At 72.1% G+C, this 22,320-nt stretch carries 18 protein-coding genes and 1 pseudogene; 12 read left to right on the plus strand and 7 right to left on the minus strand.

Features of this window, described 5'->3' with window-relative positions:
- Positions 1–92: 92 nt before the first annotated feature.
- From pdhA (ACWC24_RS03345) to ACWC24_RS03365, 5 genes are read left to right on the plus strand one after another with little or no spacing between them, the layout of a single operon-like run.
- The gene (gene pdhA / locus ACWC24_RS03345; RefSeq protein WP_450661132.1) at positions 93–1,238 is read left to right on the plus strand and encodes a pyruvate dehydrogenase (acetyl-transferring) E1 component subunit alpha; all 1,146 of its coding nucleotides are present in this window, start codon (positions 93–95) and stop codon (positions 1,236–1,238) included.
- A complete protein-coding gene (locus ACWC24_RS03350) occupies positions 1,235–2,239 on the plus strand; it encodes an alpha-ketoacid dehydrogenase subunit beta (RefSeq protein WP_450661133.1) in 1,005 nt (334 codons plus the stop codon). Before pdhA (ACWC24_RS03345) ends, ACWC24_RS03350 begins: the two co-directional genes overlap by 4 nt.
- Positions 2,239–3,648 carry a dihydrolipoamide acetyltransferase family protein gene (locus ACWC24_RS03355; RefSeq protein ID WP_450661134.1) on the plus strand — a complete coding sequence of 470 codons (1,410 nt, stop codon included), beginning with the start codon at positions 2,239–2,241 and terminating at the stop codon, positions 3,646–3,648. The genes ACWC24_RS03350 and ACWC24_RS03355 overlap by 1 nt, the downstream gene beginning before the upstream one ends.
- Positions 3,649–3,673: 25 nt before the next feature.
- On the plus strand, positions 3,674–4,630 hold the full coding sequence (locus ACWC24_RS03360) for an NTP transferase domain-containing protein (RefSeq protein WP_450661135.1): 957 nt from the start codon (positions 3,674–3,676) through the stop codon (positions 4,628–4,630).
- On the plus strand, positions 4,627–6,042 hold the full coding sequence (locus ACWC24_RS03365; RefSeq protein ID WP_450661136.1) for a molybdopterin molybdotransferase MoeA: 1,416 nt from the start codon (positions 4,627–4,629) through the stop codon (positions 6,040–6,042). The genes ACWC24_RS03360 and ACWC24_RS03365 overlap by 4 nt, the downstream gene beginning before the upstream one ends.
- A gap of 22 nt (positions 6,043–6,064) precedes the next feature.
- Here ACWC24_RS03365 and ACWC24_RS03370 read toward each other — a convergent pair whose 3' ends face one another.
- Complete coding sequence (locus ACWC24_RS03370) at positions 6,065–7,180, minus strand: potassium channel family protein (protein ID WP_450661137.1); 1,116 nt, start codon at positions 7,178–7,180, stop codon at positions 6,065–6,067.
- Between the two features lie 56 nt (positions 7,181–7,236).
- On the opposite strand from ACWC24_RS03370, the pseudogene ACWC24_RS03375 reads away from it, so the two are divergent.
- Positions 7,237–7,995, plus strand: a pseudogene (locus ACWC24_RS03375) (potassium channel family protein); the annotation flags it as partial.
- 29 nt (positions 7,996–8,024) lie between these two features.
- Positions 8,025–9,017: an NAD(P)H-quinone oxidoreductase gene (locus tag ACWC24_RS03380; protein ID WP_450661138.1), complete on the plus strand. Its 993-nt coding sequence runs from the start codon at positions 8,025–8,027 to the stop codon at positions 9,015–9,017.
- Between the two features lie 30 nt (positions 9,018–9,047).
- On the opposite strand, the gene ACWC24_RS03385 is transcribed toward ACWC24_RS03380, so the two are convergent.
- The gene (locus ACWC24_RS03385; protein WP_450661139.1) at positions 9,048–9,587 is read right to left on the minus strand and encodes a hypothetical protein; all 540 of its coding nucleotides are present in this window, start codon (positions 9,585–9,587) and stop codon (positions 9,048–9,050) included.
- A gap of 330 nt (positions 9,588–9,917) precedes the next feature.
- Here ACWC24_RS03385 and ACWC24_RS03390 point away from each other — a divergent pair, with 330 nt between their 5' ends.
- Positions 9,918–10,463 carry a bacterial proteasome activator family protein gene (locus tag ACWC24_RS03390; RefSeq protein WP_450661140.1) on the plus strand — a complete coding sequence of 182 codons (546 nt, stop codon included), beginning with the start codon at positions 9,918–9,920 and terminating at the stop codon, positions 10,461–10,463.
- Positions 10,464–10,553: 90 nt separating this feature from the next.
- Here ACWC24_RS03390 and ACWC24_RS03395 read toward each other — a convergent pair whose 3' ends face one another.
- Complete coding sequence (locus tag ACWC24_RS03395) at positions 10,554–12,239, minus strand: protein kinase domain-containing protein (protein ID WP_450661141.1); 1,686 nt, start codon at positions 12,237–12,239, stop codon at positions 10,554–10,556.
- 332 nt (positions 12,240–12,571) lie between these two features.
- On the opposite strand from ACWC24_RS03395, the gene ACWC24_RS03400 reads away from it, so the two are divergent.
- On the plus strand, positions 12,572–14,140 hold the full coding sequence (locus tag ACWC24_RS03400) for a protein kinase domain-containing protein (protein ID WP_450661142.1): 1,569 nt from the start codon (positions 12,572–12,574) through the stop codon (positions 14,138–14,140).
- 122 nt (positions 14,141–14,262) lie between these two features.
- Here ACWC24_RS03400 and ACWC24_RS03405 read toward each other — a convergent pair whose 3' ends face one another.
- Together ACWC24_RS03405 and ACWC24_RS03410 are read right to left on the minus strand one after the other, a co-directional pair.
- Complete coding sequence (locus ACWC24_RS03405) at positions 14,263–15,315, minus strand: phosphotransferase (RefSeq protein WP_450661143.1); 1,053 nt, start codon at positions 15,313–15,315, stop codon at positions 14,263–14,265.
- A 156-nt stretch (positions 15,316–15,471) separates the two neighbouring features.
- A complete protein-coding gene (locus tag ACWC24_RS03410) occupies positions 15,472–16,131 on the minus strand; it encodes a response regulator (RefSeq protein ID WP_450661144.1) in 660 nt (219 codons plus the stop codon).
- 355 nt (positions 16,132–16,486) lie between these two features.
- Between ACWC24_RS03410 and pdhA (ACWC24_RS03415) the strand changes: the two genes are divergently transcribed.
- The 3 genes from pdhA (ACWC24_RS03415) to ACWC24_RS03425 are packed head-to-tail and all read left to right on the plus strand — an operon-like array spanning position 16,487 to position 20,089.
- On the plus strand, positions 16,487–17,659 hold the full coding sequence (gene pdhA, locus ACWC24_RS03415) for a pyruvate dehydrogenase (acetyl-transferring) E1 component subunit alpha (RefSeq protein ID WP_450661145.1): 1,173 nt from the start codon (positions 16,487–16,489) through the stop codon (positions 17,657–17,659).
- Positions 17,660–17,661: 2 nt separating this feature from the next.
- A complete protein-coding gene (locus tag ACWC24_RS03420) occupies positions 17,662–18,642 on the plus strand; it encodes an alpha-ketoacid dehydrogenase subunit beta (protein ID WP_450661146.1) in 981 nt (326 codons plus the stop codon).
- A gap of 10 nt (positions 18,643–18,652) precedes the next feature.
- Positions 18,653–20,089 carry a dihydrolipoamide acetyltransferase family protein gene (locus ACWC24_RS03425; RefSeq protein ID WP_450661147.1) on the plus strand — a complete coding sequence of 479 codons (1,437 nt, stop codon included), beginning with the start codon at positions 18,653–18,655 and terminating at the stop codon, positions 20,087–20,089.
- Between the two features lie 99 nt (positions 20,090–20,188).
- On the opposite strand, the gene ACWC24_RS03430 is transcribed toward ACWC24_RS03425, so the two are convergent.
- Both ACWC24_RS03430 and ACWC24_RS03435 read right to left on the minus strand, forming a co-directional pair.
- Positions 20,189–21,247: a BRO-N domain-containing protein gene (locus tag ACWC24_RS03430; protein WP_450661148.1), complete on the minus strand. Its 1,059-nt coding sequence runs from the start codon at positions 21,245–21,247 to the stop codon at positions 20,189–20,191.
- Positions 21,248–21,397: 150 nt separating this feature from the next.
- Positions 21,398–22,300: a D-alanyl-D-alanine carboxypeptidase family protein gene (locus ACWC24_RS03435; protein WP_450661149.1), complete on the minus strand. Its 903-nt coding sequence runs from the start codon at positions 22,298–22,300 to the stop codon at positions 21,398–21,400.
- Positions 22,301–22,320 lie beyond the last annotated feature (20 nt).

The raw sequence follows: 22,320 nt of genomic DNA on the forward strand, positions 1-22,320 counted from the left end.
AGCCAAAATGTGCCGACGACCGAACAATCGGTAGGTGGGGCGGGTCACAGCCGACACGCCTCCCGTAGCCACTCCCACGAGGAGGTGCCGTCATGACGGTGATGGAGCAGCGGGGCGGGTACCGCCCGACACCGCCGCCCGCCTGGCAGCCCAGGACCGATCCCGCGCCGCTGCTGCCCGACGCGGAGCCCTACCGCGTCCTCGGCACGCAGGCCGCCGCCAAGGCCGACCCGGAGCTGCTGCGGCGGCTGTACGCGCACGTGGTGCGCGGTCGCCGGTACAACGCGCAGGCCACCGCCCTCACCAAGCAGGGCCGGCTCGCCGTCTACCCCTCCACCACCGGGCAGGAGGCGAGCGAGGTCGCCGCCGCGCTCGCCCTTCAGGAGCGGGACTGGCTCTTCCCCAGCTACCGCGACACCCTGGCCGCCGTCGTGCGCGGAGTGGACCCGGTGCAGGCGCTCACCCTGCTGCGCGGTGACCGGCACACCGGCTACGACCCCTACGAGCACCGTGTCGCGCCCCTGTGCACACCGCTGGCCACCCAGCTCCCGCACGCCGTCGGCCTGGCCCACGCGGCTCGCCTCAAGGGCGACGACGTGGTCGCGCTCGCCATGGTCGGCGACGGCGGCACCAGCGAGGGCGACTTCCACGAGGCCCTGAACTTCGCCGCCGTCTGGCAGGCCCCGGTCGTCTTCCTGGTCCAGAACAACGGCTTCGCGATCTCCGTCCCGCTGGCCAAGCAGACCGCCGCGCCCTCCCTGGCCCACAAGGCCGTCGGGTACGGCATGCCGGGCCGCCTGGTCGACGGCAACGACGCGGCCGCGGTGCACGAGGTCCTCGGCGAGGCCGTGGACCGTGCGCGCCGGGGCGGCGGCCCCACCCTCGTCGAGGCGATCACGTACCGCATCGACGCCCACACCAACGCCGACGACGCGACCCGCTACCGCGCCGCCGACGAGGTCGAGACCTGGCGGGCGCACGACCCGGTCGTGCTGCTGGAGCGCGAGCTGACCGAGCGCGGCCTGCTCGACGAGGACGGCATCCGCGTGGTCCGCGACGACGCCGAGGCGATGGCCGCCGACCTGCGCGAACGCATGAACCAGGACCCGGTGCTCGACCCCATGGACCTGTTCGACCACGTGTACGCCGAACCCACCCCGCAACTGCGCGAGCAGCGCGACCTGTTGCGGGCGGAACTGGCGGCCGAGCACGACGACCGGGAAGGTACCCACCGATGACCACGGTCGCCGTCAAGCCGGCCACCATGGCGCAGGCCCTCACGCGGGCCCTGCGCGACGCCATGGCCGCCGACCCCGCGGTGCACGTCCTGGGTGAGGACGTCGGCACCCTCGGCGGTGTCTTCCGCGTCACCGACGGCCTCGCCAAGGAGTTCGGCGAGGACCGCTGCACGGACACCCCGCTGGCCGAGGCGGGCATCCTCGGCACCGCCGTCGGCATGGCGATGTACGGGCTGCGCCCGGTCGTCGAGATGCAGTTCGACGCGTTCGCCTACCCGGCGTTCGAGCAGCTCATCAGCCATGTCGCCCGGATGCGCAACCGCACCGGCGGAAAGATGCCGCTGCCGATCACCATCCGGGTCCCCTACGGCGGCGGCATCGGCGGGGTCGAGCACCACAGCGACTCCTCCGAGGCGTACTACATGGCGACCCCGGGGCTCCACGTCGTCACGCCCGCGACGGTCGCCGACGCCTACGGGCTGCTGCGCGCGTCCATCGCCTCCGACGACCCGGTCGTCTTCCTCGAACCCAAGCGCCTGTACTGGTCGAAGGACTCCTGGAACCCGGAGGACCCGGGGACGGTCGAGCCGATCGGCCGCGCCGTGGTGCGGCGCACGGGCCGCAGTGCCACGCTCATCACCTACGGTCCGTCGGTGCCCGTCTGCCTCGAAGCCGCCGAGGCGGCCCGGGCGGAGGGCTGGGACCTCGAAGTCGTCGACCTGCGCTCCCTGGTGCCGTTCGACGACGAGACGGTCTGCGCCTCGGTGCGACGCACCGGACGGGCGGTCGTCGTGCACGAGTCGGGCGGCTTCGGCGGGCCCGGCGGGGAGATCGCCGCCCGGGTCACCGAGCGCTGCTTCCACCACCTGGAGGCACCGGTGCTGCGCGTCGCGGGATTCGACATCCCGTACCCGCCGCCGATGCTGGAGCGTCACCACCTGCCCGGCGTGGACCGGATCCTGGACGCCGTGGCGCGTCTGCAGTGGGAGGCGGACAACTGATGGCACAGGTGCTGGAGTTCAAGCTCCCCGACCTCGGCGAGGGGCTCACCGAGGCGGAGATCGTGCGCTGGCTGGTGCAGGTCGGTGACGTCGTCGCCATCGACCAGCCGGTCGTCGAGGTCGAGACGGCCAAGGCGATGGTCGAGGTGCCCTGCCCCTACGGCGGTGTGGTCACCGCCCGCTTCGGCGACGAGGGCACCGAACTGCCCGTCGGGGCACCCCTGCTGACGGTCGCGGTCGGTGGACCGGCCGCCGTCGACGAGGACACGGGCTCCGGCAACGTCCTGGTCGGATACGGGACGGGAGCGGCTCCGGCGCGACGCAGGAGGGTGCGTCCCACCGACCGCCCGGTGTCGTCCGGCGGTTCACTGCCTTCCGCCGGGCAGCCGTCCTCCGCCGTGGGCGTGACCGCCGCCGAGCGGCCGGCTTCCGCCGGGGCTGTGGCCGGGGCGCTCTCCGACGGGCCCGTGCCCGTCATCTCGCCCCTCGTGCGCAAGCTCGCGCGGGAGAACGGGCTGGATCTGCGTGAGCTGACCGGCTCCGGGCCGGACGGGCTGATCCTGCGGGCGGACGTCGAGTACGCGCTCAAGGCCGCCACCGACCCGCGGCGACCGGCCGAACCCGCCGCCGCGGCGCACCTGCGGGTGCCACCGGCGACCGCGCAGCCGTCCCTCGCCGCGACCGCCGCGACCGCCGCGACCGCCGCGACCGCCGGGTCCGGCGAGACCCGCGTCCCCCTCAAGGGCATCCGGGGCGCCGTCGCCGACAAGCTGTCCCGCAGCCGGCGCGAGATCCCGGACGCGACCTGCTGGGTGGACGCCGACGCGACGGAGCTGATGCGGGCCCGGGCCGCCATGAACGCGGCCGGGGGACCGAAGGTCTCCCTCATCGCGCTGCTGGCCCGGATCTGCACCGCGGCCCTGGCCCGTTACCCGGAGCTCAACTCCACCGTCGACCTGGAAGCCAGGGAGATCGTCCGGCTCGACCGGGTGCACCTGGGCTTCGCCGCGCAGACCGAGCGCGGGCTGGTCGTCCCCGTGGTCCGGGACGCGCACGCACAGGACGCGGAGGGACTGACCGCGCAGTTCGCCCGGCTGACCGAGGCGGCCCGCACCGGCACGCTGACCCCGGGGGACCTCACCGGCGGGACGTTCACCCTGAACAACTACGGGGTGTTCGGTGTCGACGGCTCCACGCCGATCATCAACCACCCCGAGGCGGCCATGCTCGGCGTCGGCCGCATCGTCCCCAGGCCCTGGGTGCACGAGGGCGAACTCGCGGTCCGGCAGGTCGTCCAGCTCTCGCTCACCTTCGACCACCGGGTGTGCGACGGCGGCACGGCGGGCGGGTTCCTGCGCTATGTGGCGGACTGCGTGGAACAGCCGGCGGTACTGCTCCGTTCCTTGTGATCGCCGCGGCGCGCATACTCGGTGCGTGACCGACTACGAGCCTTCCGCCACCCCCGGCGAGCACCACGGCGCGGCGTACGACGCCGTGGTGCTCGCCGGGGGCGGCGCCCGGCGGCTCGGTGGCGTGGACAAGCCCGGCGTGCGGGTGGGCGGGCGGACGCTGCTCGACCGCGTGCTCGGCGCCTGTGCCGACGCGCGGACGACCGTCGTGGTGGCCGACCCGAGGCCCACCGCCCGGACCGTGCGGTGGGCGCGCGAGGACCCGCCCGGAGCGGGACCCGTCGCCGCGCTCGACGCCGGGCTCCGGCACACCACGGCGGAACACGTCGTGGTGCTCTCCGCGGACCTGCCGTTCCTCGCGCCGGGAACGGTACGGCGGCTGCTTAGCGCCCTGAGCTCCTCGGGCGCGGACGGCGCGCTGCTCACCGACGCAGACGGCCGCGAACAGCCACTGGTGGCCGCCTACCGGGTCCAGGCGCTGCGCCACGGTCTGCGCGCGCTCGCCGAGGGCCACCCCGCCCACGACGGCCGGGGCGGTCTCGTCGGGCTGCCGCTGCGCCGGCTGACAGCCGGTCTCGACCTCACCCGTGTCCCGGACCCGGTCGCCTCTTTCGACTGCGACACCTGGGACGACATCGCCACCGCCAGGTCACGCATCAGGGAGCATGGGCACGTGTTGGATGAATGGATTTCCGCGGTCAAGGACGAACTGGGCATCGATCTGGACGTCGACACCGGCGTGCTGCTCGACCTCGCCAGAGACGCCGCCCACGGTGTCGCACGGCCCGCGGCGCCGCTGACCACGTTCCTGGTCGGCTACGCGGCCGCACGGGCCGGGGGCGGCCCCGAGGCGGTCGCGGAGGCCGCCCGCAAGGCCGCCGCGCTGGCGCTGCGCTGGGCGCAGGAGGACGCCGCCGGGGACAAGCCCGCCGACCCGGCTCCGGACACCGCCGCCCCGGACACCCGCCCGGACGCCGGGTGACCGCCCGTCGTACCCCGGCCGGGCCGGGCGCCGAGAGCGTCCAGGACCCGGAGGACCTCGACGTCGAGGAGGTGCTCGCCCTCGTGAACGAGAACAGGGGCCCCGCCCCGGCCGCCCCGCGTCCCGCGACCGCCCCGAAGGCGGCCGACGAGCGCGGGGAGGCCGCCCGCGCACCGCAGGACCGTCAGCACGGTCAGCACAGTCACCACAGAGCCACCTCCTGGCCGGAGGCACGCGCGATCGCCGAGCGCGCCGCCCGGCGGGCCACCGCCCGCCGCGCCCCCGTCTCCGTCCTCCTCGACGGCGCCCTCGGCCTCGTCCTGGCCGCGCCTCTCGCCGCCCTCACCGACCTGCCCTCCTTCGACACCTCTGCCATGGACGGCTGGGCGGTCGCCGGTCCCGGCCCCTGGGACGTACGGGGCGAAGGGATACTGGCGGGCCAGGCGGATCCCGGGGCCCTGGGCGACGGCCAGGCCGTCCGGATCGCCACCGGCGCCCGCGTCCCGTCGGACACGACCGCGGTACTGCGCAGCGAGCACGGCCGCACGGACGACAAGGGCCGTCTGTACGCCACCCGTGAGGTCGCACACGGGCAGGACATCCGCCCGCGCGGTCAGGAGTGCCGCAGCGGCGACCAGTTGCTCCCCACCGGCACCCTGGTGACCCCGGCCGTGCTCGGCCTCGCCGCGGCGGCCGGGTACGACACCCTCAGCGTGGTCCCGCGCCCCCGCGTCGACGTCCTCGTCCTCGGCGACGAACTGCTCACCGAGGGCCGGCCGCACGACGGTCTGATCAGGGACGCACTGGGCCCGATGCTGCCGCCCTGGCTGCGCGCCCTGGGTGCCGAGGTCACCGCGGTCCGCCATCTGGGAGACGACCCCAAGGCCCTGGGCAAGGCCCTCGCGACCTCCGACGCGGACGTGATCGTGACCACCGGCGGTACCGCCGCCGGGCCCGTCGACCACCTCCACCCCACGCTCGACCGGCTCGGTGCCGAGCTGCTGGTCGACGGCGTCCAGGTGCGTCCTGGGCACCCCATGCTGCTGGCCCGGGTGCAGAGCGACCAGCATCTCGTCGGGCTGCCCGGCAACCCCCTCGCGGCCGTCTCCGGTCTGCTCACCCTTGCCGAGCCGCTGCTGCGCGCCCTGGCCGCGAGGCCCGCTCCGGAGCCGTATGCGATGCCCCTCCAGGAGGAGGCGCACGGGCATCCGTACGACACCCGGCTCATCCCCGTCGTGCTGCGCGGCGACCGTGCCCTGCCGTTGCACTACAACGGTCCGGCGATGCTGCGGGGCATTGCGGCGGCCGACGCCCTCGCGGTCGTACCGCCGGGCGGTGTCCGGCGGGATCAGGAGGCGGACCTGCTCGACCTGCCGTGGGCGAGTGCCGGTGTCGCCGCCTGTTCCACGTGAAACGTCCCCACCCGCGGCGCCGTCAGAGCGCGGCGGTGGGGACGGCCCGGCTCACCACGATGACGTGGTCCCCCGCGTGCATGTCCGTCAGCCGGGCGTCGGTGTAGTCCAGCAGCTGCCCGCCGCGTACGACGGCGACGACCAGGTCCGTGCTGTCGCGGGGCGCGCGGCCCACCTCGTCGTCCAGGACGGGACGCTCGATCAGGTCCAGGCCGCTGCCGAGGGTCATCAGATCCTCCAGGGTCCGGGCCACCGACGGGCTCACCATGGCCACCCCGAGCAGCCGGCCCGCCGAGCTGGAACTGGTGATGACGGTGTCCGCACCGCTCTGTTTGAGCAGGGGCGCGTTCTCGTCCTCCCGGACGGCGGCGACGATCGTGGCGCGCCGGTTGAGCTGCCGGGCGGTCAGGGTGACCAGGGCGGCCGTGTCGTCGCGCTGCGGGGCCACGATCACCCGAGAGGCGTTCTGGGCCTCGGCCTTGAGCAGGGTCTCGGAACGGGTGGCGTCCCCGGTCACGGCCACCAGTCCGGCCTCCCCGGCGAGGTCGGCGACCTTGTGCTGGGCGTCCACGACGACGATCCGGTCCTTGGCGACGCCCTGTCCGATCAGTGTCTGAACGGCGTGACGGCCCTTGGTCCCGTAACCGATGACCACGACGTGGTCGTGGGTCCGGGCCCGCCAGCGGTGGATGCGGACCTGTTGGCGGGTGCGCTCGGTGAGGACCTCCAGGGTGGTGCCGACCAGGATGATCAGGAACAGCACGCGCAGGGGTGTGACGACGAGGATGTTGGTGAGCCGCGCGGAGTCGCTGACCGGGGTGATGTCGCCGTAGCCGGTGGTGGAGAGGGTGACCGTGGCGTAGTACGCGGCGTCGAGGAAGCCGACGGAGTCGTCGGCGCTGTCGCGGTAGCCGGCCCGGTCGACGTAGACGACCAGCGTGGTGACGGCCAGCACCAGCAGGGCCAGGGCCAGGCGGCGCAGCACCTGCTGCAAGGGAGGTGTGGCGCTCTGGGTCGGCATGGAGATGGACCGGCCCGCCTCGGCGTCGTCGCGGGCCTCGGTGCTGGTCCGGTACCAGACGGAACGCAGAAGCGAGAGCCTTTTCGTCCGATATGACGGTTTTCGCCGGTCGTTCATCGCGTGCCCCCTGTGGCGGTGATCGGGAAAGTCGGCACCATGGTGGCCGACACGGGCGTACACGTCACGAGCAACACGTCCGCCGCGGCGCGCCCGTCGCGGTCCATCACCATCGGAGGCCCACCTTGCGCGACCATATTGTCGTCGTCGGCTTCGGCACGAAGGGCCGGTCCGCGATCCGGTCCGCCTGTGCGTCCGGCCTGAAGAAGAACCAGGTCGTCGTGATCGACCCCAGCGCGACCGTGATCGCCGCCGCGACGGCCGAGGGCTACGAGGGGATCGTCGGGGACGCCACCCGCAGCGATGTGCTGCGGCGGGCCGAGGTGCACCGGGCGGGCAAGATCATCATCGCCACCCAGCGCGACGACACGGCCGTCCTGGTGGTCCTGACGGCCCGGCAGCTCAATCGTACGGCGAAGATCGTGGCCGCCGTGCGCGAGGAGGAGAACGCCCCGCTGCTGAAGCAGTCCGGTGCCGACGAGGTCATCACCAGCGCCGGTGCGGCCGGCCGGCTGCTGGGCCTGTCCGTGCTCAGCCCCTCCGCCGGGCGGGTCATGGAGGACCTCATCCAGCAGGGCGCCGGACTCGACCTCGTCGAACGGCCCGTCACCAAGGCCGAGGCGGGCCGCGGCCCGCGCGAGACCGACGACCTGGTGGTCAGCGTCGTACGGGGGCACCGCCTTCTCGACTACGACGATCCCGCGGTCGGCCTCCTGGAGCCGACGGACCGGCTGATCACGATCGTCCGGGTGGCGTCGGACACCCCCCGGGGCGCCTCCGGCACGCCGGGCGTCCCGCCCCTCCCACCGGCTTGAGCCGACGCGGCGGGAGTAGCGTCCCTTCCATGTATGCGATCACGATTCCCGAAGCAGGCGGACCCGAGGCCCTGGTGTGGGCCGAGGTCCCCGATCCCGTACCGGGCGAGGGCGAGGTCCTGGTCGAGGTGGTGGCCAGTGCCGTCAACCGCGCCGACATCCTGCAACGGCAGGGCCTCTACAACCCCCCGCCGGGGGCGTCGCCGTACCCGGGCCTCGAGTGCTCCGGCCGGGTGGCCGCGGTGGGCACGGGCGTCTCCGACTGGAACATCGGCGACGAGGTCTGCGCACTGCTCGCGGGCGGCGGCTACGCCGAGAAGGTCGTCGTCCCGGCCGGTCAGCTGCTGCCCGTGCCCGAGGGGGTCGACCTGCGCCAGGCCGCGGCGCTGCCCGAGGTGGCCTGCACGGTCTGGTCGAACGTCTTCATGATCGCCCACCTCCGTCCGGGCGAGACGCTGCTCGTGCACGGCGGTTCCAGCGGCATCGGCACGATGGCGATCCAGCTCGCCAAGGCCGTCGGGGCCAAGGTCGCCGTCACCGCGGGCAGCAAGGAGAAGCTGGACAGCTGCGCGGAACTCGGCGCGGACATCCTGATCAACTACCGGGAGCAGGACTTCGTGGCCGAGATCGAACGGGCCACGGGCGGCGCCGGCGCGGACGTCATCCTCGACAACATGGGCGCCAAGTACCTGGACCGCAACGTCCAGGCGCTCGCCGTCAACGGCCGCCTGGCGATCATCGGCATGCAGGGCGGGATCAAGGGCGAACTGAACATCGCCACCCTCCTCAACAAGCGTGCGGCCATCGCGGCGACCTCGCTGCGGTCCCGCCCGCTGTCCGAGAAGACGGCCATCGTCGCGGCCGTGCGCGAGCACGTCTGGCCGCTGATCCCGGGCGGCCGGGTGCGACCGGTCGTGGACCGCGAGATCCCCATGGACGAGGCGCCCACCGCCCACCGGGTCGTGGAGGAGAGCGGCCACATCGGCAAGGTGCTGCTGGTGGTGGAGCACAACGTGGCCTGACCGCCCCGCCGGGCGGCCCGGGCGACGCGCTCAGCCGCGCCGCAGGCGCAGGGCCACGAACGCGAGGCCGAAGCCGAGACCCATCAGCATCAGACCGCTGCCGAGCGGCAGTATCCGCAGGACGGGTTCGGGGGCGCCCGCGGAGCGCGCGACGGTCTGGTGCGCGGGATCTCCGGGGGGCGTGGCGGGCGTCAGACCGGCCTCCTGGGGCGCCTCGGTGGACCGGCCGGCCGTCGAGGCGTCCGGGACGGCGGAGACATCCGCCTCGTCGGGGTCCTCGTCCGTGCCGTCCGGGGACAGCGGGTCCTCGTCGCCCTCGATCCGTACCGCCGTGTCGTCCCGGCCTCCGGGCCGCTGCCGCCCCTCACCGGCCCGGCTGCCGGCCCGCTCGGGGTCCGCGACGGACGCGGAGGCGGAGGCGGAGGCCGAAGCGGAGCCGGAGCTCGACGCGGAGGCCGATGGGGACGCGGATGCGGAGTGATGCGCGGAGCCGCCGTGCGAAGACGTGCGTGAAGACGCGTGCGAAGACGTGTGCGGAGACTTCGGCGCGCCGGGCGCGGCCGGTGCCACGGGTACGGGCGCGACCGGCGCGGCGGGTATGGGCGCCGCGGGTATGGGCGGGGCCGGAGCGGGTGAGGTCGCGCAGGGACGGACGCAGTCCGTCGCGTACGCCGGTCCGCTTCCGCCGACGGGCCCGCAGGCCAGTCCCAACAGTCCGCACACGCCCGCCGTGCGCCATATGTACCGCCTTGGAGTCACGTCGGTGACCCCCTCCCGCTGCCCGGTCGTCAGGTTGTCAAGATCGAGGCAATCAGCGTCACACGGGAGGGCAATCCGGGCATTCCGGGTTCGGCCGAGGGAGGGACGTGACGGGGTGTGGCAGTGCGAGACAATGACCGCATGGAGATGCCGAGCAACGATAGGTCGCCGGAGAACGCCCAGAAGATCCTGGTCGTGGGTCAGGATGGCATGGCACTCGGTGGCACGGACGCGGATGACGACTCCCGCGAGATCCCGGTGACGGAGATGGTGGAGCAGCCCGCGAAGGTCATGCGGATCGGCAGCATGATCAAACAGCTGCTCGAGGAGGTGCGGGCGGCTCCCCTGGACGAGGCGAGCCGGGTCCGGCTCAAGGAGATCCACGCGAGCTCGGTGAAGGAACTGGAGGACGGACTGGCTCCGGAACTCGTCGAGGAGCTGGAGCGGCTGTCCCTGCCGTTCGCGGACGAGGCGACCCCGAGCGACGCGGAACTGCGCATCGCGCAGGCCCAGTTGGTGGGCTGGCTGGAGGGTCTCTTCCACGGGATCCAGACCACGTTGTTCGCCCAGCAGATGGCGGCCCGCGCCCAGTTGGAGCAGATGCGCCGCGCCCTTCCGCCGGGCGCGAGCCACGAGGGCCTCGAGGACCCGCGCACGGTCGGCCGCACCGGTGGACCGTATCTCTAGATCAGCGGACGTGTGAGCACGCCACGGCCCTGTTCCGGACCCGAGGGTCCCGGAACAGGGCCGGTCGCTTCTCCCGGGTCGGGACGCGGGTCAGGACGGGGGGTTGCCCGTCGAGACGGTGAGCGTGATCTCGGGTACCGCCTTGGGGTCGACGTCCGTGCCGGCCGGCGGGAACTGCTCCCGGACCGAGCCCTCGCCGTAGGTGTTCTCGTCGACTTCCGTGATCTTCATCTTCCAGCCGGCCGCCTGGAAGCACTCCTTGACCGACTTGATGTACTTGAACTGGAAGTTGGGGAGCCGGACCTTGGTCGGGTCGTTGTACGACTCCTGCGGCTCGCTGCACTCCGTCGGGTCGATCGTCTTCGACGTGTCCGGGCCGCGATAGCCCGCCGCCTTGCCGTCCGATGCCGGTGCCGAGGCCGAGGTCGAGGCGCTCGTGCTGCTCCCGCCCTGTCCCCCGGTGTCGTCGCCGTCGCCGTTCATGTTGAGGGCCACGAGCAGACCGCCCACCGCGACGAGCGAGACGAGGACCGCCCCGACGACGACCGACCGGTTGCCGCCGCCGGAGGGCGCCTTGGCCGTCACGGTCTGCGGGGTGAGGTGGTACGGGGCGGGCGTGGACGGCCCGTGCTGCCCGGCGTACCCGGGCACCGGCGTCCCGTAGCCGCCCTGGTGCCCCTGGGGGGTCTGGTGCGCCTGCTGCGGGTAGCCGTACGCCGGACCGGGCGGCGTCGGCGCCGGGGTGCCGTACGGGCCGGGCGGGGTCGGCTGGTACGGCGTCTGCACCGGGCCGGTCGGCGCCGGAGTCGCCTGGTCGACCGGCGGGAACACCGCGGCACTGACACCCGCCCCGCTCGACGTCTGCGCCCCGGGGACGATGCTCGGCGCGGCCGCCTGGAGGGAGGCCGCCACCCGCAGGCACTCGTCGCGCATGGCGACGGCGGTCGGGAAGCGCTCGTTCGGGTTCTTCTTCAGCGCGCGGGCGATCAGCGCGTCCACCGCGGGCGGCAGCGCGCGGTTGATCGAGGAGGGAGCCACCGGCTCCTCCTGGACATGCGCGTACGCGATCGCCAGCGGCGAGTCCGCCTCGAACGGCAGCCGCCCGGTGACCAGCTGGAACAGCATGATGCCGACCGAGTAAAGGTCGCTGCGCGCGTCCACGCCCCGGCCGAGGGCCTGCTCGGGGGAGAGGTACTGCGGGGTGCCGACGACCATGCCGGTCTGCGTCATGGAGGTGACGCCCGACTGCATGGCGCGGGCGATGCCGAAGTCCATCACCTTGACGACGCCGCGCTTGGTCACCATCACGTTGCCGGGCTTGATGTCACGGTGGACCAGCCCCATCTCGTGGCTGATCTCCAGCGCCGCGAGCACGTCCGCGGTGACCTTCAGGGCCTTGTCGGCGGGCATCGCGCCGAGCGTGCGGACGTCCTCGTCGAGGACCGACCCGAGCGGGCGGCCCTCGACGTACTCCATGACGATGTACGGGGTCGTCGTCCCGTCGACGTCGTCCTCGCCGGTGTCGAAGACGGAGACGATGTTGGTGTGGGTGAGCTTGGCCACGGCCTGGGCCTCGCGGCGGAAGCGCTCGCGGAAGGCCTGCTCCCGGCCCAGTTCGGTGTGCAGGGTCTTCACCGCGACCTGGCGGTCGAGCACGGCGTCGTAGGCGAGGTGCACGGAGGCCATGCCGCCTTCGCCGAGCAAGTCGCGCAGCTGATAGCGGCCACCGGCGAGGGCCCGCCCCGCGTACCGGCCGTTCGCTCCGTCCTGGCTCATCTCCGCTTGTCCCCCATAGCCGTCCGCGCCGTGACCGTTGTTGATCGAATGACCCATTCTCGGCCAAGTCTGCCTCAGGGCACGGACACGTCAAGCTCGGTGCCCGTTCCGTGACCGTACGCGAAAGAAGCGTCGCGCAAGCGTTACAGGTGTCGAACCGGCGGTGCACAGGATTTGCGCGACAGCGCGTGCTACGGCTTTGATGGCCGATCCGTCCTCGGCCGATCGAGGGGGTCGCCCCGGACCGGAGGCTTGCGCCGAGGCTGTAGCGTGGCCGACGGAGACCGTGACAACACCGCGCGCACCGCGGGCAGAAACGACGGCGAGGACCGATGGCACAGCAGCAGCGCGCCCAGGGCCCGTCCGACCCCGAGGCGACTGGCGGCGGAATGTCAGATGCGCCGGAGTTGTGGGGTAACGGCGGACTGGTGGGGGACGGTCGGTACCGGCTCACCCACAGACTGGGCCGGGGCGGAATGGCCGAGGTGTTCGCGGCCGAGGACGTACGGCTCGGGCGCACCGTCGCCGTCAAGCTGCTGCGCGCCGACCTCGCCGAGGACCCGACCTCCAAGGCCCGCTTCACGCGTGAGGCACAGTCGGTGGCCGGCCTGAACCACCACGCGATCGTCGCCGTGTACGACTCCGGCGAGGACGTCGTGGGCGGCCAGTCGGTGCCGTACATCGTGATGGAGCTGGTCGAGGGCCGCACCATCCGCGATCTGCTGATCGACGCCGAGGCGCCGGGGCCCGAGCAGGCCCTGATCATCGTCTCCGGGGTGCTGGAGGCGCTCGCCTACTCGCACCAGCACGGCATCGTGCACCGCGACATCAAGCCGGCGAACGTCATCATCACCGACAACGGCGCCGTGAAGGTGATGGACTTCGGCATCGCCCGCGCCCTGCACGGGGCGTCGACGACGATGACGCAGACCGGCATGGTCATGGGCACCCCGCAGTACCTCTCCCCCGAGCAGGCGCTGGGCAAGGCCGTCGACTACCGCTCCGACCTGTACGCGACGGGCTGCCTGCTGTACGAACTCCTCGCGCTGCGCCCGCCGTTCATCGGCGAGACCCCGCTTTCGGTGGTCTACCAGCACGTCCAGGACATCCCCACGCCGCCGTCCGAGCACGCCGACGCCGCGCCGCCGGAGCTCGACGGGCTCGTCATGCGCTCGCTCGCCAAGGACCCCGACGACAGGTTCCAGACGGCGGAGGAGATGCGCGGCCTGGTCCAGTACGGCCTGCAGATGCTGTACGACCAGGGCAGCCACACCGGCACCTGGAACACCGGCCCGGTGCAGGCGCACGACGGCCGGCACGTCCAGCCGGCCGGATACGCGAACACGACCGTGCTGCCGCACGGCGGCGACGGCTCCGGCACCACGATGATCCCGCAGCCGATCCTGCCGGCCGGGTACGGCAGCGGTGACGACGGCGGTTTCGAGGGACACGGCAACCGGGGCAGCGGCCGCGGCAAGCTGTGGATCCTCGCCGTCCTCGCGGTGATCGCCGTCGTGGCGGGCGTGGCGCTGGCGCAGTACTCCGGTGGCGGCACCGGGAACGGCTCCGACACCACGCCGCCGCCGACCGTCTCGCACTCCGCCGTGGACGACAAGGCCACCGAGAGCCCGAGCGACGAGGCCACCGACGACTCCTCGGACACCTCGTCGGACGACCAGCAGGGCAACGGCTCGCACTACAAGCCGTCGTACACGCCGTCGTGGACGCCGTCCGCGACCGCCTCCAGCGAGCCGTCGTACGAGCCGACCGACGACCCGACCACCGGCGACGAGGAGACGTCCGACCCGGCGCAGCCGTCGTCGAACCCGTCCACCCCCGCGGTCCCGACCGACGGTGGCACGGACGCCGGCGGCGCTACGGACGGTGTGACGGGCGGCTGACCGCCCGTCGGCCCGTCCGACGCCATCGGCGGCCACCGGCCGCCCGTCGGCCCGTCCGGCAGCACCGGCACGCGCGCGTGGACCCGAGGACCGGGTGCACGCGCGCGTCGCGTCGCGGGCGCTCACCCCGCGAACGCCTCGCACACCGCGTCGTACTCCCGTGTCCACCACATCACGAGCGCCGAGGCCGCGGGGAACTGGGGATCCGCGCGGGTGTCGCCCCGCTCGTAGTGCCAGCGCAGCATCCAGAAGTCGTTCAGGCGCTCCCACCACACCCGGTGGACGGCCGCGGCGAGCTCCGAGGGGGTGGCCCCCGCCGAGCGGCGGTAGGCGCGCGCGTAGGCCCGCGCCTTCGGCAGGTCGAGGGCGCCCACCGGACGTACGAAGAAGATCGCGGCGGCGCGTACGGCCTCCTCGGCGCGGGGCTGCACGCCCAGGCGGTCCCAGTCGACGATCGCAGCCGGGGCGTCGCCCTTGTAGAGCAGGTTGAACGGGTGGAAGTCGCCGTGCACCCAGCCCACCGAGGCCCCGTGCGGCGGCCGCCGGTCCGCGTGCCGCTCCAGCAGGGCGCGGCGTTCCAGCAGCCGGTGCCGGGCCAGTTCGTCGAAGGGGTCGGCGGGGCGGTGCCGGCCGACCCGGGCGAGCAGGTCGTCGATCAGGGCGAACGTGGAGTCCGGATCGGCGCTCTCCACGGGATGGGGGCTCGTGGCGGGCCGGGTGCGCCCCTTCGGTGGCATCACGCGCTCCAGACAGGCGTGTACGGCCCCCAGGAGGCCGCCGAGGCGTGCGCACTGCCCGGTGGTCAGCTGGCCGCCGTGGCGGTGGCGGCCGTCGATCCAGGGGTGCAGGGCGTAGGCGTGGCCGCCGATCACGGCGACGGTGCGCCCGTCGCGGCCGGTCAGCGGCGGGGCCACCGGGACGCCCAGGTCCGCCAGGCGCTGGGTGGCCCGGTGCCGGCGCTCGATCGCGGCCGGGTCGGCGGTGTCGGGATCGAAGTGGTGCTTGAGGAAGTAGCGGCCGCGGGTGGTGCACAGGCGGTAGCCGCGGTTCAGCAGCCCCTGGTCGACCGGTTCGCAGGCGAGGGCGGACCCGGCGGCGTACTGGCGCAGGAGGGCGCTCAACGGCGGCGACGGGGGCGCGTGAGGTGCACGGGGTGGTACGGAAAGGCGCGGCACGCGCCAGATGCTAGGGCACCGGACAAGGCTGTGAGCTGGGCGTTGTCACAGTAAGTCGCGGTCAGTCGCTTGTGGTCACATAGTGTGCTCGAACCGGTCCCGGCGGCCGTCGACGGAGGTCCGGAGGGAGCCGGGGCGATCACCGCGCACGTGTGTTCACTTTTTTCCGGTCTGCATCCGGGCCACGAAGGCGGCGGCCTGGGAACGCCGCTGCATCTCGAGTTTCGCCAGCAGGCCCGAGACGTAGTTCTTGATCGTCTTTTCCGCGAGGTGCAGCCGCTCGCCGATCTGGCGATTGGTGAGTCCCTCGCCGATCAGGTCGAGGATCCTGCGCTCCTGCTCGGTCAGCCGGTCGAGCCGGTCGTCGGCCCCGGCCTGTCCGCCCTCGCGCAGGCGCTCGCGCACGCGCGCCGCGGCCTGCGGGTCGAGCAGTGACTTCCCGGCGGCGACGTCGCGGACGGCGGTCAGCAGTTCGTTGCCCCGGATGGCCTTCAGCACATAGCCGGAGGCGCCCGCCATGATCGCGTCAAGGAGGGCCTCGTCGTCCGCGAACGAGGTCAGCATCAGGCATCTGACGGAGTCGTCCCGGGACCGGACCTCCCGGCACACCTCCACCCCGCTGCCGTCCGGCAGACGTACGTCGAGGACCGCCACGTCGGGCCGGGTGGCCGGAATTCGCGCCAGGGCCTCGGCGGCCGTACCGGCCTCGCCCACCACCTCGATGTCGTCCTCGACGGAGAGCATCTCGTGGACCCCGCGGCGTACGACCTCGTGGTCATCAAGGAGGAATACCCTGATTTTTCCATCTTCGTGCACCCGGCCAGTTTCCCACGTCAGCTCTTCCCGTGACATGGGTGAGCGGGATAACGTGCCGTTGCTCCGGCCTCCTGCAAGGCTGTGACCAGCAACCTTCCCGTCCATCCCGATTTACTTGGAAATCCAAGCAAAATCGCAGGTCAGGAGGGGTTTCACAGAAATGTGGAGCACTGGGTAACGTGACTGTTGCAGGGCGCTCGCCGGGGCACCTGTCACGCCTGTTCCCGGCCGAGTGGCACCCACCCCGTGCACGGGTGCCGGAACAGGTGAGCCGCTCCCTCCGGCTCCAAAAAGGAGCAGGGGGGACCCGAGCCTGCCGGCAACCCCGGGGGCCGGACCGACGGAGGAGCTACACGTGACCGTGGAGAGCACTGCCGCGCGCAAGCCGCGACGCAGCGCCGGTACCAAGCGCACGAGCGCCGGCAGCACGCCGGGCACAACGGGCGCGGAGCCGGAGCTCGTCCAGCTGCTGACGCCCGAGGGGAAGCGCGTCAAGAACGCCGACTACGACAAGTACGTCGCCGACGTGACGCCCGAGGAGCTCCGTGGTCTGTACCGCGACATGGTGCTCACCCGACGCTTCGACGCCGAGGCCACGTCCCTGCAGCGCCAGGGCGAGCTGGGCCTGTGGGCCTCGCTGCTCGGCCAGGAGGCCGCCCAGATCGGCTCCGGCCGGGCCCTGCGCGACGACGACTACGTCTTCCCGACCTACCGCGAGCACGGCGTCGCCTGGTGCCGCGGGGTCGACCCCACCAACCTGCTCGGCATGTTCCGCGGTGTGAACCACGGCGGCTGGGACCCCAACAGCAACAACTTCCACCTGTACACGATCGTCCTCGGCTCGCAGACCCTGCACGCCACCGGCTACGCGATGGGCGTCGCCAAGGACGGCGCGGACTCCGCCGTGCTCGCGTACTTCGGCGACGGCGCCTCCAGCCAGGGCGACGTCAACGAGTCGTTCGTCTTCTCGGCGGTCTACAACGCCCCGGTCGTGTTCTTCTGCCAGAACAACCAGTGGGCGATCTCCGAGCCCATCGAGAAGCAGACCCGCGTCCCGCTCTACCAGCGAGCCCGCGGCTTCGGTTTCCCCGGCGTCCGGGTCGACGGCAACGACGTCCTGGCCTGCCTCGCGGTGACCCGCGCGGCCCTGGAGCGCGCCCGGCACGGCGAGGGACCGACGCTGGTGGAGGCGTTCACGTACCGCATGGCCGCCCACACCACCTCCGACGACCCGACCCGCTACCGCCGCGACGCGGAGCGCGAGGAGTGGGAGGCCAAGGACCCGATCCTGCGCCTCAAGGCCCACCTGGAGAACGAGGGCCACGCCGACGCGGCCTTCTTCGAGGAGCTCGAGACGGAGAGCGAGGCGCTCGGCAAGCACGTCCGCGAGGTCGTCCGGGCCATGCCCGTACCGGAGCACATGGCGATCTTCGACAACGTGTACGCGGACGGGCACGCGCTCGTCGACGAGGAGCGCGCGCAGTTCGCCGCCTACCAGGCGTCCTTCACGGGCGGAGAGGCCGAGTAATCATGGCTGTTCAGACGCTTCCCCTCGCGAAGGCGCTCAACGAGTCGCTGCGCAAGGCCCTGGAGACCGACCCCAAGGTCGTCGTCATGGGCCTGGACGTCGGCAAGCTGGGCGGAGTCTTCCGGATCACCGACGGCCTCCAGAAGGACTTCGGCGAGGACCGGGTCATCGACACCCCGCTCGCCGAGTCCGGCATCGTCGGCACCGCGATCGGCCTGGCGCTGCGCGGCTACCGGCCGGTCGTGGAGATCCAGTTCGACGGCTTCGTCTTCCCGGCGTACGACCAGATCGTCACCCAGCTCGCGAAGATGCGGGCCCGGTCGCTGGGCGCCGTGAAGGTGCCGGTCGTCATCCGCATTCCGTACGGCGGCGGCATCGGTGCCGTCGAGCACCACTCCGAGTCCCCCGAGTCGCTCTTCGCGCACGTCGCGGGCCTCAAGGTCGTCACCCCGGCGACCCCCTCCGACGCCTACTGGATGCTCCAGCAGGCGATCCAGAGCGACGACCCGGTCATCTTCTTCGAGCCCAAGCGCCGCTACTGGGACAAGGGCGAGGTCGACACCGACGCCATCCCGGGCGAGCTGCACAGGGCCCACGTCGCCCGCGAGGGCACGGACCTCACGCTCGTCGCGTACGGCCCGATGGTCAAGACGTGCCTGGAGGTCGCCGCCGCGGCCGCCGAGGAGGGCAAGTCCCTGGAGGTACTGGACCTGCGCTCGGTCAGCCCGCTGGACTTCGACACCGTCCAGGCCTCGGTCGAGAAGACCCGCCGCCTGGTCGTGGTCCACGAGGCGCCCGTGTTCTTCGGTTCCGGCGCGGAGATCGCCGCCCGGATCACGGAGCGCTGCTTCTACCACCTGGAGGCTCCGGTGCTCAGGGTCGGCGGCTACCACGCCCCGTACCCGCCGGCCCGCCTGGAGGAGGAGTACCTGCCTGGCCTGGACCGGGTGCTCGACGCCGTCGACCGTGCCCTGGCGTACTGAGGAGAGGGTCGTGACGACGATGACCGAAGGGTCCGTACGCGAGTTCAAGATGCCCGACGTGGGCGAGGGACTCACCGAGGCCGAGATCCTCAAGTGGTATGTCCAGCCCGGCGACACGGTGACGGACGGCCAGGTGGTGTGCGAGGTCGAGACCGCCAAGGCGGCCGTCGAACTCCCCATCCCCTATGACGGAGTGGTCCGCGAACTGCGATTCCCCGAAGGCACCACGGTGGACGTGGGCACGGCGATCATCGCGGTGGACGTGGCGGGCGGGGCCGCCCCCGTCGAGGCCCCGGCGCCCGCCGCGGCGCAGCAGGAGGAGCCCCCGGCACCCGAGGAGCCGGCGGCGCCGGCCCGCACGCCGGTCCTCGTCGGCTACGGCGTGGCCACCTCCTCCACCCGTCGGCGCCCCCGCAGGAGCACGCAGGCCCCGGGCCAGGCGGCCCAGGAGGCTTCGGCGGCGATCCAGGGCGAGCTGAACGGCACGGGCGGCCCGGCCGCCACCGCCGGGCAGCGTCCGCTGGCCAAGCCCCCGGTGCGCAAGCTGGCCAAGGACCTGGGCGTGGACCTGGCGCAGGTGGTTCCGTCCGGTCCGGACGGCATCGTCACGCGTGAGGACGTGCACGCGGCGGCCGCCGCCGCGCAGGCCCCGGCCGTCGCCGCTCCGGTGACCCCGGCGGCGTCCGCCCCGGCCGCCGCCCCGGCTCCGGTGCAGGCTCCGGCGCCGGTCGCGGCGTACGACGCCGCCCGCGAGACCCGGATCCCGGTCAAGGGGGTCCGCAAGGCGATCGCGCAGGCCATGGTCGGTTCGGCGTTCACCGCGCCGCACGTCACGGAGTTCGTGACGGTCGACGTGACGCGCACGCTGAAGCTCGTCGAGGAGCTGAAGCAGGACAAGGACATGCAGGGGCTGCGGGTGAACCCGCTGCTGCTGATCGCCAAGGCCCTGCTGGTCGCCATCAAGCGCAACCCGGACGTCAACGCGTCCTGGGACGAGGCCAACCAGGAGATCGTGCTCAAGCACTACGTCAACCTGGGCATCGCGGCGGCCACCCCACGCGGTCTGATCGTGCCGAACATCAAGGACGCGCAGACCAAGACGCTGCCGCAGCTGGCCGAGGCACTGGGCGAGCTGGTGTCCACGGCGCGTGAGGGCAGGACCTCGCCGGCGGCGATGCAGGGCGGGACGGTGACGATCACCAACGTCGGCGTCTTCGGCGTCGACACCGGTACGCCGATCCTCAATCCGGGTGAGTCCGCGATCCTCGCGGTCGGTGCGATCAAGCTCCAGCCGTGGGTCCACAAGGGCAAGGTGAAGCCCCGTCAGGTCACCACGCTGGCCCTGAGCTTCGACCACCGTCTGGTCGACGGCGAACTGGGATCGAAGGTGCTCGCGGATGTCGCGGCGATCCTGGAGGAGCCGAAAAAGCTGATCACCTGGGCGTGACGGTCGTCTCGACCGGATAGGCTCGACGCAGAGAGGGGCCGGCCGCAACTTCGGTTTGCGACCGTCCCCTCTCTGCCGTTCCGGGTCAGGTGTTCCGGATCAGGGCCGGTTGAGCACGTAGATCGGCGCCCCGTCCTCGCTTGCGCCCCGGGAGTGGATGCAGGCGTGCTTGCGCAGCATGCGCAGGCTGTCGTTCACCCGGTGCACCGAGAGTCCCGTACGGGCCGCGATGGACTCCAGCGGCTGACGCAGCTCACCCGTCTCGACCAGGACCGGGACGATCGCCACTGCCACCGCCCACACGTCCGACGTCACGGACAGCCGCCGCCGCCAGTCGGCCAGCACGGACTCGGTGGTCGGGTTCACCGGGCAGGCGGCGGGCGCCGGACGGTCGAGGGCCAGGGTGTCGAGCCGGTTCGCGATGCGTTCCAGGGCCAGCGCAACGGCCTGCTGCGCCGCGATGGCCTCGCGTTGCATCTCCAGCAGGGTGTGCTGCATCTCCATCATGCTCGTCTGGATGTCCACCGTGGTCCGTTGCAGGTCCACCATGGTGCGTTGCAGGTCCACCGTGGTGTGCTGAAGGTCCACCGTGGTGCGCCGCAGAGCGAGCGACTCCTGCCGGGTGACGGCGAGTTGCTCGTCCGCCTGGATGTTGCGCTCCTCGAGCCGGACGATGGCGTCGGCGACCTGCTGCGGCATGGCGTACGCGATGGGGGCGCCCGGTGCGGCGGGCTGCACCTCGGCCTCCTCCAGGGTGTACGAACCCTCGCGCTGGACGGTCTCGATCACCTCGGCGCACCACTGCTTGAAGGGCGCGCAGGCGGGCTTGGTGCAGCCGTTGACGAGCAGGATCAGACCCTGGAGATCGATGAGCTGCAAGTCTCGGCGCCAGTTCCTGCCTGGGGGAATGCTGAGACCGTAACTTCCAGTGACGGTCTCGAGATTGTCTCGATGTTCTTCGGGTACGTGATCGGAAAGAGCCTTCCGCGAGTTGGCGTACCCCAACTCCTTGCACACGTCGACCGCAGGGAACCAGTGCGCCCCGCCCGGCAGGGTCAGCCGGCGGACCCGGGCTCCCGTGGCCGCGTAGACGAAGTCGCCGACGTCGATCGCGTCGTACTGCTTGCCCGCGTCGGGCCGCTTGCTGGGTTCATTCATGTGAACCACCTCCGCTGCGGAACGTAGAGCGGAGGAAATCGAATATGCCAGCCAGCGCAATGATGTTCACCGTTGCGGGTGAAATCGGGCGGAAACGCCGAGGGGGGTCCTTCCGCCGCCGCGGAAGGACCCCTCCTCGATAGGTGTGCGTCAGGCCAGTCGCGCGAAGCCGTAGTTGAGGAGCTTCGTGGCGTCCGTGGCGCGCTGCGTCACGTTGGTGTCGGCGAGGATCGTGCCGATGACGGTCTTGCCGTTCCGGGTCGCGGCGAAGACGAGGCAGTACTTCGCCTCGGGGCCGGAGCCGGTCTTCACGCCGATGGCGCCGCTGTAGGTGCTGAGCAGCGTGTTCGTGTTCGTCCACGCGGCCATGGTGCGGGTGCTGCCGGTCTTGGTGATCGTCTTCGCCGTGTACGACTTGGTCTTGACGATCGCGCGGAAGTTCGCGCTCTTCATCGCGCTGCTGGCGAGCTTCGTCAGGTCCTTCGCCGTCGAGTAGTTGCTGCCGCTGCCGATGCCGTCGAACGAGTCGAAGTGGCTGTTCGTCATGCCGAGGCTCTTGGCGGTGGAGTTCATCTTGGCGAGGAACGACTTCACCCGCAGGGCCCTGGTCGAACCGGTGCCGTACTTGTCGGCCAGCGCGTACGCGGCGTCGCAGCCGGACGGCAGCATCAGACCGTAGAGCAGCTGGCGGACGGTGACCTTGTCACCGACGATCAGGTGGGCGGACGACGCGCCCTTGGCGACGATGTAGTCGCTGTACGCCTTCTGGATGGTGACCTTGGCGTCCAGGTTGAGGTTGGACTGCGAGAGCACGACCTTCGCGGTCATGATCTTCGTGGTGGAACCGGTGGACAGCTTGGTGTCCATGCCCTTGTTGTAGAGCGTCGCACCGTTCGCGTTGTTCATCACATAGCCGGTCTTGCCCAGGATCGACGGCGTGGTGACGGCCTGCGCGGGTGCGGCGGCGAAGGCTCCGGTGGCCAGCACGGCGCCCGCGGTGACGGCTACGGCGGCGACACGGCGGCGACGGATGCCCTTAATGCCCTTTATCAAGTGAGTTACCCCGAATAAGT

Source organism: Streptomyces sp. NPDC001443 (assembly GCF_053597355.1).